The organism is Paraburkholderia oxyphila NBRC 105797 (genome assembly GCF_000685075.1).
In the GTDB taxonomy this organism is placed as follows: domain Bacteria; phylum Pseudomonadota; class Gammaproteobacteria; order Burkholderiales; family Burkholderiaceae; genus Paraburkholderia; species Paraburkholderia oxyphila.
Genome location: NZ_BAYD01000214.1, coordinates 1 through 5,285, shown reverse-complemented (window position 1 = coordinate 5,285; position 5,285 = coordinate 1). Strand labels below are relative to the sequence as shown.

Below are 5,285 nucleotides of genomic sequence, written 5' to 3'. Positions count from 1 at the left end.
CCGCGAAAACAAGTTAAGGCCAACAAAAGCGCGAAAGCGCAAAAAATCGCGAAAGCGCAAAAAATCGCGAATGCGCTGAAATCTGTATGAAAGCGCAAAAGCGCACGATCAGCCCCCCCAATCGACCGTGTCGTTTTTTCATAAGCTCCTGTCGCAAATAGCCATCCCGGCGGGGTTTTTTCTGGCAACTATGTAGTTACACAGAGCGGGCGGGCGCCTGCATGACGAGGAGATGGAGTCGATGAAATCGCCAAAGATCGTAGTCGATGGACTATGCAAGGTTTTCGGGCCGAACCCGAAAGTGGCACGCGAGCTGCTTACGAGCGGCGCCACCAAGGACGAGATGTTCGCGAAAACCGGTTATGTGCTTGGCGTGAATAACGCCTCGTTCTCAGTGAACGAAGGCGAGATTTTCGTGCTGATGGGCCTCTCGGGCTCCGGAAAGTCCACGCTCATTCGCCTCATCAATCGTCTCGTCGAGCCCACCGCGGGCAAGGTCGTGATCGATGGCCGCGATATCGCCGCCGTCAAGAAGCGCGAGCTGGTCGCGCTGCGCCGCACCGACATGAGTATGGTGTTCCAGTCGTTCGCCCTCATGCCGCAGCGCACGGTGCTCTCGAACGCGGCGTTCGGCCTCGAAGTGGCCGGCGTCGGGCGCAAGGAGCGCGAGCAGCGCGCGCTCACGGTGCTCGAACAGGTCGGCCTCGCGCAGTTCGCGCACAAGCTGCCCGCCGAGCTGTCCGGCGGCATGCAGCAGCGCGTCGGCCTCGCGCGCGCTCTCTCGGTCAACCCCTCGCTCATGATCATGGACGAGGCCTTCTCGGCGCTCGACCCGCTCAAGCGCAAGGAAATGCAGAACGTGCTGCTGCAACTGCAAAAGGAGCAGCGCCGCACGATCATGTTCGTCTCGCACGACCTGGAAGAGGCGCTGCGCATCGGCACCCGCATCGCCATCATGGAAGGCGGCCGCATCGTCCAGATCGGCACCCCGCAGGAAATCATCAGCAATCCCGCCGATGACTACGTGCGCGCGTTCTTCGACGGCGTGGACACGAGCCGCTATCTCACCGCAGGCGACCTGATGCAGCGCGAAGCCGTGCCGCTCATCCGCACCCTCGACAAGACGAGCGTGGCCGCCTCGCTGAACGGCAGCAACGAATATGCGTTCGTGCTCGACGCGCAGCGCCGCATCAGCGGCTTCGTCACGCGCGATGCGATCGGCGTGGACCAGCCCTCGTTGCGCAAGGTCGAATGCATTTCGCGCGCCGCGCCGCTCGAGCAGGTCGTCTCGCGCGTGTGCGCGACCAACACCGCATTGCCCGTGGTCGACGATGAAGGCCGCTATTGCGGTTCCATCGATCAGGCCGCTGTCCTCAAGGTCATTACGCGTAACAGGGGTGCCCATGTCTGAGATCATTCCACTCGGCCAATGGGTCGATCAGTCGGTTCATTATCTGCTCGACCACGATGCCAACACGTTCGATGCCATCGGCCGGACGATCGAAAGCTTCGCCAGGCTCATCGAACAAGGCCTGCAAATCGTTCCGATGTGGGCCATGATGGCGTTTTTCATCGCCCTCGGGCTTTGGCGCGTGGGCTGGCGCTTCGCGATCTTTGTCACCGCTTCGCTGCTGCTCATCTACGCCACAGGCTTCTGGGACCAGATGATCGTCACCCTGGGGCTCACGCTTTCGTCGACGCTCATTAGCCTCGTGCTGGGCATTCCGCTCGGCATCTGGACGGCCAAGAACAAGCTCGTGCATACCATCGTCAGGCCGATTCTCGACCTGATGCAGACGATGCCGGCCTTCGTCTACCTGATCCCGGCCGCGATGCTGTTCGGTCTGGGCCGCGTGCCCGGCATTCTCTCGACGGTGATCTTCGCCATGCCGCCCGCCGTGCGTCTCACGAGCCTCGGCATCAAGCACGTGAACCGCGAGATCGTGGAAGCGGGCCATGCCTTCGGCTGCACGCCGTGGCAACTGCTCTACAAGGTGCAGTTCCCCAATGCGCTGCCGTCGATCATGCAGGGCGTGAACCAGACCATCATGATGGCGCTCTCGATGGTGATCATCGCCTCGATGGTGGGTGCGGGCGGCCTCGGCAACGACGTGCTCGCGAGTATCCAGCGTCTGGATATCGGCCTCGGCTTCGAGAGCGGGCTTTCGGTGGTGCTGCTTGCCATCATTCTCGACCGCATTACCGAGAGCTTCGGCCGTGCGCCGGGTGCCGCGAGGGCGCCGCTGTTCTCGGGCGTCAAGCAGTTGTTTCGTCCGCGCGCCGTAGTGGCGCAGGCCTGAGCGGCGCAGCATCTGCCGTAATCGCCGTGGTCTCACCGGGTGGACCGGCTCGCGCCAGCGGGCCGGTTCTTCGTTCTCAGTCTGTGCAGGTTTGTCTCCATAGGGGCGCAATGTGACGTCCGGCACCGCCGTGGCCGCCGAAGCACCAAGGGCGGCTTCTTCGCTGCAGCATTTCGGGTTCCTTGCATTGCCGAACTTTTCGATGATCGCGTTTTCGAGCGCCGTCGAAGTTCTGCGCATGGCCAACTATGTCGGGCGCGGCGATCTCTACCGCTGGTCGGTCTACACGCTCGACGGCGCGCCCGCCCGGGCGAGCAACGGGATTTCGGTGCGTCCGGCCCAGGCGCCGGACCCGGCCGATCTGCCCGACGTGATGATCGTCTGCGGCGGCATTCGCATTCAGGAAGCCGTGGACGAAAACGTGCGCGCCGCGCTGAACGGCTTCGCAGAGCAGGGCATTCCGCTCGGCGGCATTTGCACGGGCGCCTACGCGCTGATGGCAAGCGGCCTGCTCGACGGCTACCGTTGCGTCGTGCATTGGGAGAATCTTTCCTCGCTGCACGAAAGCTTTCCGCACGTGCAATTCGCCGACGAGCTCTTCGTGGTCGACCGCGACCGGCTGACCTGCACGGGCGGCACCGCGCCGCTGGACCTGATGCTCGATCTGGTGGGCGCGCGCTTTGGTCACCAGATGGCCGCGAAAGTCTCGGAGCAGTTCATTCTCGAGCGCATACGCGGCGCGACCGACTTGCAGCCGATTCCCGTCGACGCGCGCGTGGGCTTCTCGCGCGCGGAGCTGGTCGAGGTCGTGCGGCTGATGGAGGCCAATATCCGCGAGCCGCTTTCGCTCGAAGAGCTTGCGCGCCTCGTGCGGCTTTCGCAGCGGCACTTGCAGCGCATGTTCAAGGCCTATCTGAACGTGTCGCCCACGCACTATTACCTCACGCTGCGCCTGAAGCGCGCGCGCGAGCTATTGCGCACGACCGATGCGTCGATCGCGCGCGTGACGGCAGTCTGCGGGTTCAATTCGCCGTGCCATTTCAGCAAGGCATATCGCGTGCAGTTCGGCCATGCGCCGAGCCACGAGCGGCGTGGGGCGGAATGAGGGGCTCGCCGCGCGGTGCGCGGCGAGAGTGCGTGAATTTGCGTGTTAGTTAGTGCAACGAAGAAGAGGCGGGCGTGCTCGTCTCGCCCGCTACGAGCGGGTCATTGCGAAAGAACGCGTCGAGGTCCGCCATCTGCGAGGGCTCTTGCCCGCTGCGCTGCTCGCGGAACATGATCGGCGGCACGCCGAACTGCTTGCGGAATTCGCGTCCGAGATGCGAGGCGTCCGCGAAGCCGCAGCTCGAGGCGATATCGGCCACGGTACGGTCCGAGCTCGTGAGCAGCCATGCGGCCGTGCGCAGGCGCAGCACGTTGGCGAACGCGCGCGGGCTCTTGCCCGTCTCCGCCTTGAAGAGCCGTTCGAGCTGGCGCGGCGAGAGATTGAGCTTGCAGGCCAGCTCTTCTAGCGGGATGTTGCGCCCGACCTGCTGCTCCATCAGCAGGATCGCGCGCTTGACCTTCGGGTGCGTAGCGGGCTCGAGGCCCGGCGGATGCGGCTGGGGCGCATTGCCCTTTTGCATTTCGCCCACCAGCAGGATGCGCAGCGCCTTTTGCACGGTGGCGTGATCGAAGTGGCGCAGCAGGATCGCGGCGGCCACGTCGATCGACGCGCGCCCGCCCGAGCAGGTGATGCGGCGGCGGTCGATCACGAAGAGCCGGTCGGCAACGAGCGCATCGGCATTCACGGTGGGAAAGCGCTCGATGAAATCCCAGTAGTGGAACCAGCTCACGCAGATGCGGTGATCGGCGAGCACGCCCGCGCGCATCAAGGCGAACACGCCGGTGCAGATGCCCACGACCGTGGTGTTGCCGGCGGCCGCGCGGCGGATGTAGCGCAGCGTCTCTTCGCTCGCCTGCGGACCCGAGTGCAGCAGGCCGCCCACCACCACGAGGTAGTCGACGGGCTGGGCGTCCTCGAAGGTCTCCCATGGCGTGATCTGGATGCCGCAGCTCGCGCGCACCGGCGCGAGCGTCTCGCCGATCACGCGCCACGAGCAGCGCACGGGCTTGCTGTAGTCGCCGTCGTCGGCCGAGAGGCGCAGCATGTCCACGAAGCCCGAAAACGCGGTGAGCGTGAAATTGGGCAGCAGCACGATGCCGAAGCGGATGCGCTCCTTGGGCTGGGCATCGGGCGAGGGAACGATCGGTAGCGGGTCGGACATGGCGGCGGCTGGCTCAGGAAAACGCATGCGAGGAACGTCTGCGGCCCGGACATGCGCAAAACCCGCGGCGATGCAGTTCGCTCAAGCGTCGCCGATCCGGCATGCGCTCACTTGTGATTATGCGTCAGGTATCTGCGTCAAAGCGAAATTTCGGCGCGCCGGCGCGGCCCGTGGCGCGGGTGTTCCGCGGCCACGGCGCATTTGTTCTATCGGCTCGGCGCCGCGTTGGCGACACTCGGCGAGGCGTGGCAGCGGGTGCCGCGCGCCGGCCGCTTCGGGCCGATTCAAGCTGCTTCAAGCCGACTCAAGCCGACTCAAGCCGGCTACAGGCCAGTCCCGGCCGAATTGAGCCGAATCCAGCCGTTTCAAGCGAAAAGGTCCTCCACCGTGTCGCACGTGCCGCGCGCCAAAACCGTCGATCTCAACCAGCGCGCCAGTCTCGGCGACGCCGCCGCTGCGCTCGCGCTGCTCGAGCAGAGCATGGCGCGCGGGCACCAGCGCATCGGTTTGCTGCGCTATCTGCGGGCGCGCTGTCTGGGCGCCGCGCTGGAAGGGCGGCATCACGACTATGCGCAGCGTGTGACGGCGAGACTCAGCGAGGTGGCGCTCGCCGGGCTCGCGCAGGAGGCGCAGCGGCGTCATCTGGGGTGCCAGGAACAGCTTTAGTTTGGAGTGCGGGTTGGCCTTAACTTGTATTCGCGGCGGCCCGCAGGCGTTG

The 5,285-nt window shown here is 65.0% G+C and carries 5 protein-coding genes; 4 read left to right on the top strand and 1 reads right to left on the bottom strand.

All coding sequences use genetic code 11. The features are described 5' to 3' along the window. Window positions 1-241: 241 nt before the first annotated feature. The 3 genes from BO1_RS48000 to BO1_RS47990 all read left to right on the top strand — a co-directional run bounded on the left by BO1_RS48000 (window position 242) and on the right by BO1_RS47990 (window position 3,405). The gene (locus BO1_RS48000) at window positions 242-1,411 is read left to right on the top strand and encodes a quaternary amine ABC transporter ATP-binding protein (protein WP_028223665.1); all 1,170 of its coding nucleotides are present in this window, start codon (window positions 242-244) and stop codon (window positions 1,409-1,411) included. Continuing rightward, a complete protein-coding gene (gene choW, locus BO1_RS47995) occupies window positions 1,404-2,300 on the top strand; it encodes a choline ABC transporter permease subunit (RefSeq protein ID WP_028223664.1) in 897 nt (298 codons plus the stop codon). Before BO1_RS48000 ends, choW begins: the two co-directional genes overlap by 8 nt. 112 nt (window positions 2,301-2,412) lie before the next feature. Continuing rightward, complete coding sequence (locus BO1_RS47990; RefSeq protein WP_028223663.1) at window positions 2,413-3,405, top strand: GlxA family transcriptional regulator; 993 nt, start codon at window positions 2,413-2,415, stop codon at window positions 3,403-3,405. A 49-nt stretch (window positions 3,406-3,454) separates the two neighbouring features. Here BO1_RS47990 and BO1_RS55865 read toward each other — a convergent pair whose 3' ends face one another. Further along, complete coding sequence (locus BO1_RS55865; protein WP_043289221.1) at window positions 3,455-4,567, bottom strand: GlxA family transcriptional regulator; 1,113 nt, start codon at window positions 4,565-4,567, stop codon at window positions 3,455-3,457. A 201-nt stretch (window positions 4,568-4,768) separates the two neighbouring features. On the opposite strand from BO1_RS55865, the gene BO1_RS61940 reads away from it, so the two are divergent. Then, window positions 4,769-5,233 (top strand): hypothetical protein, encoded by a 465-nt coding sequence (locus BO1_RS61940; protein WP_322788566.1) that lies wholly within the window; start codon window positions 4,769-4,771, stop codon window positions 5,231-5,233. The last annotated feature ends 52 nt before the right edge of the window (window positions 5,234-5,285 follow it).